Annotated in this window: 3 protein-coding genes and 1 pseudogene; 3 read left to right on the forward strand and 1 reads right to left on the reverse strand. The window is 35.6% G+C overall.

Annotated elements, in window-relative coordinates; translation table 11 throughout:
- Positions 1-68 precede the first annotated feature (68 nt).
- A pseudogene (locus OZD63_RS05780) lies at positions 69-278 on the reverse strand (hypothetical protein); the annotation flags it as partial.
- A 142-nt stretch (positions 279-420) separates the two neighbouring features.
- On the opposite strand from OZD63_RS05780, the gene OZD63_RS05785 reads away from it, so the two are divergent.
- From OZD63_RS05785 to glyA, 3 genes are all read left to right on the forward strand, one after another.
- Positions 421-582: a hypothetical protein gene (locus tag OZD63_RS05785; protein WP_006280042.1), complete on the forward strand. Its 162-nt coding sequence runs from the start codon at positions 421-423 to the stop codon at positions 580-582.
- Positions 583-766: 184 nt separating this feature from the next.
- Positions 767-1,978 carry an MFS transporter gene (locus OZD63_RS05790; RefSeq protein WP_275008357.1) on the forward strand — a complete coding sequence of 404 codons (1,212 nt, stop codon included), beginning with the start codon at positions 767-769 and terminating at the stop codon, positions 1,976-1,978.
- Between the two features lie 40 nt (positions 1,979-2,018).
- On the forward strand, positions 2,019-3,296 hold the full coding sequence (gene glyA, locus OZD63_RS05795; protein WP_274979434.1) for a serine hydroxymethyltransferase: 1,278 nt from the start codon (positions 2,019-2,021) through the stop codon (positions 3,294-3,296).
- Positions 3,297-3,889: the final 593 nt, after the last annotated feature.

Genomic DNA, 3,889 nt, shown 5'->3' on the forward strand with positions numbered 1-3,889 from the left:
CATAGATATACCTCTTTCTTAACTATGCTTATTTTACCTCATATTTTCGAGATCCTTAACAGGTTCTTATTAAATCTTGAATCGTTATATAGATCTTCTAAATTTTCATCGTAGTGTTTTGCTTCATTTACAGCGAGCTTTATTATCTCTTCTATACCACTTAGAAGTTTCCTATACAATTTGTCGTATCTATTGCCTAGCACGTGTGTAGCGAATGTTTGTTCAATGTATTTTGTTATGTAATTTTGCAGCGTATTATCTATCGTGCTTATATTCATCAGCCTGCTTTAATATTATATTAACTATTTTACACATAAAAAGGTTAATATTGAATTAATAGAATACTTCTGAAGTCAAGTTTTACTGAAAATTATGGTATTTAAGATATAATTGTCAGCATGAAATAAAAACATAAATAAAATGGATCTTGTAACAAAAGTGAAGCTCAAGATAAAGATGAATAAGGGTAAAATCATAAATATACTTATCATTTGTGGTGTAATTTTTTTCATATACCTCATTCATGAGCCAGTTGTAGATATGGTAGAAAAAATTATAAGTAAAATAAAAGGTCTCTTTTAAAAATAGAAAAAGTGAACTTTTTCTATCATCCAAACTTGAACCTGGAAAATTTAGTTAATGCATAAACTACTTATGTTGGCTATGAGTTCAACTGTATAAAATTCCGGTAAATTAAAATAAGTATTCATAAAAATATTGTTTTCTATAAACAGAGTATCTATAATGCTGGCTTTGGGGTAAAGTATTGCAGAGGAATTTTTTAATCTGGTTGTTGACGTCACTGTTTTATGCATACCAATATATATTACGCGTAATTCCAAACATAATTGCGCCTGAATTAATAACAAAATTTAACATAAGTATTGCAGATGTTGGCCAGTTTGGTGGGTTATACTATATAGGCTATACGCTAGCTCATATACCTATTGGTCTTTTCCTTGATAGATTTGGACCAAAGTTTGTTTTACCTGCTTGTACCGTTTTGACATTTACCGGAACACTACCGCTTATATGCTTTGATGAGTGGAGTTATTCAATAATTGGAAGAATAATTGTGGGAATTGGGTCATCCGCTTCGGCAATTGGAATCTTTAAAGTTGCAAGCATGTATTTTGCGCAAGAAAAATCAGCAAGAATGGCCAGCTTATCTATAATTATAGGAATTTTGGGAGGGATATGTGGCGGGTTACCTTTAGACTTCTTACTCGATAAATTTGGCTGGAATTATGTTATCTATACATTCTCAGCATTTGGGTGTTTACTTGCTCTGTTGCTGTTCTTAGTAACGCCTGAAAGCAATGCTCAACAGGAAAAAGTTAGCATTAGAGACTTAAAAAACATACTTTTCAACAAGCATATTATTCTAATTAGCTTTTTTGGTGGACTCATGGTCGGTCCAATGCAAGGTTTTGCCGATGGTTGGGTGAAAGCATTCTTTTTTGAAGTATATAAAATGAATGAAGACTTGGCATCTTCTCTCTCTTCCGTAATATTGATAGGAATGTTAACAGGATCATTCTCTTTGGCTTATTTATTGGAAAAATATAAAAATAAGCATTATGAAGTAATAATTGCATGCTCATTTGCAATGATCGCTAGTTTTCTTTTACTTTTTACTCAGATTGGTGGCTTGTATGTTGTATTACCTACGCTTTTTATTATTGGCTTCACATCTGGATATCAGGTGGTTACCATTTACAAAGCGATAAGTTATGTAAATAATAACTTAGTAGGCCTGGCTACAGCTGTGTCAAACATGATAGTTATGGTTTTTGGCTATTTTTTTCACACTGGGATCGCAAAAATAGTAGATTTGTGTTGGGATAGAACAATAATACAAGGAAATCCTGTGTATGGTGCTGAATTGCTGATAAAAGCAACATCAGTTATTCCTGTATGTTTGCTGGTGGCTGTTTTTGGGCTCTTATGGTTAAAAAAGCAGGACAAGCAGTCTTAAAATTGCTTGTGCATCTTAAAATTAAAGCGAGGTTTGATCTATGATGAGTGTTTTAAAGAAAATCTGTGGCTCTAAAAATAGTTTAAAGTCTTTTGATAACGAGGTTTATCAGTTTATAGAAAAAGAATTACAACGCCAAAAATCACAATTGCAATTAATTGCATCAGAAAATTTTGCAAGCAAAGCGGTAATGGAGGCACAAGGCTCTTTTCTGACTAATAAATACGCAGAAGGTTATCCAGGCAGAAGATATTACTGTGGTTGTGAGCATGTGGACAAAGTTGAAAGTCTGGCCATAGAAAGACTTTGTAAGTTGTTTGGTATAAAATTTGCAAATGTTCAGCCTCACTCTGGTTCTCAGGCAAATCAGGCCGTGTTTGCTTCGCTGCTTACTCCAGGTGATACAATACTTGGATTGTCACTGAGTTGCGGTGGGCACCTAACTCATGGTGCGGCGCCAAGCCTTTCTGGTAAATGGTTTAAGTCGATTCAATATACAGTAAATAAAGACACTTATCTGCTCAATATGGATGAGATAGAAAAGCTGGCGCTGGAGCATAAACCGAAATTGATCATAGCTGGTGCTTCTGCTTATCCAAGAAAAATGGACTTCAAACGCTTTCGCGAGATTGCAGATAAAGTTGGTGCTTATTTGCTTGCAGACATTGCTCACTATGCAGGGCTTATTGCAGCGGGCGAATATCCATCCCCTGCTGAATATGCACATGTTATGACTTCCACGACTCACAAAACTTTGCGTGGTCCTCGTGGTGGAATAGTGATGACCAATGATGAAGCATTACACAAAAAAATTCAATCCGCAGTTTTTCCAGGATTGCAGGGCGGGCCACTTATGCATGTGATAGCTGCAAAAGCTGTTGCATTTAAAGAAGCATTAGCACCAGAGTTTAAGACTTATGGCAAGAAAGTCGTGGAAAATGCGAAAGTGCTGGCTCAAGAATTGCAAAAGCATGGACTTGACATTATAACCGGTGGCACTGACTCTCATATAGTGCTAGTTGACTTAAGATCGCAGAAATTAACTGGAAAAGACGTTGTAGATAGCCTTGAGAGAGCCGGTATTACCTGTAATAAAAACTCTGTACCATTTGATACAGCAAAGCCGACCATCACTTCAGGGCTCCGTTTTGGCACCGCTGCTGAGACAACACGCGGACTTGAGGCAGAAAATTTTAAAGAGATAGCTGGTCTAATAAATGAAGTAATTCAAGGATTAATCAGCGGAAATAGCTCAAGTGTCGAAAAAGCAGTAAAAGCTAAAGTTGAAAGGATTTGTAGTAATTTTCCTATTTATTAATTTATGTGGTGTCATCCAAGTAGCTGGTAGAAACGAAAAAACTTACTTGACACCCTTTGCCAGCCCTCTTATCATGAAACTGAAGGTATTCATTTATCCTCAATCTGTGCAGATTAAACGACAACAGTATTACGTAATTGGCGTCTTATTTTTAATTTTTTGCACTATGCGCACCCTACGTCTTCACAACATTTCTGGGTTTTTACCTATATAAGCTGAAACGCGCTTATATAGCGTTTAAGACAGTATAGCACGCCAATTTGCAGGATTAGAGAGTGACAACTAGCTAATACGGGATTTCTTTTGCCTTTTTTTCATTTGGTAAATTTCTTAATGTTTGTAGCTAACATGAACAAACATTTGAGAGTAACTTCTGCTAGTAGGGTGTCATCCCAGTGCCCAGACACTGGGATCCAGGAATTTTATTAAGTTAGTAAGCATAAAAGTAGCCGTTTTATGTTAAAATACAACATTTTAATGATTATGAAAAGGCTGGATTCCAGCGGGCTTTGTTGCATCGCTGGCTATGATGGATTAAAGATAAAAAAGATGGAGAATATCAGTAGCTTATTATTCTGGTATTTATAATAAGA

This window comes from Wolbachia endosymbiont of Drosophila leontia, assembly GCF_028981785.1.
GTDB lineage: Bacteria > Pseudomonadota > Alphaproteobacteria > Rickettsiales > Anaplasmataceae > Wolbachia > Wolbachia pipientis.

Excerpts from the sequence above, each read along its gene's own strand:
- glyA (WP_274979434.1), top strand. The coding sequence starts at position 2,019 with ATGATGAGTGTTTTAAAGAAAATCTGTGGCTCTAAAAATAGTTTAAAG.
- OZD63_RS05785 (WP_006280042.1), top strand. The coding sequence starts at position 421 with ATGGATCTTGTAACAAAAGTGAAGCTCAAGATAAAGATGAATAAGGGT.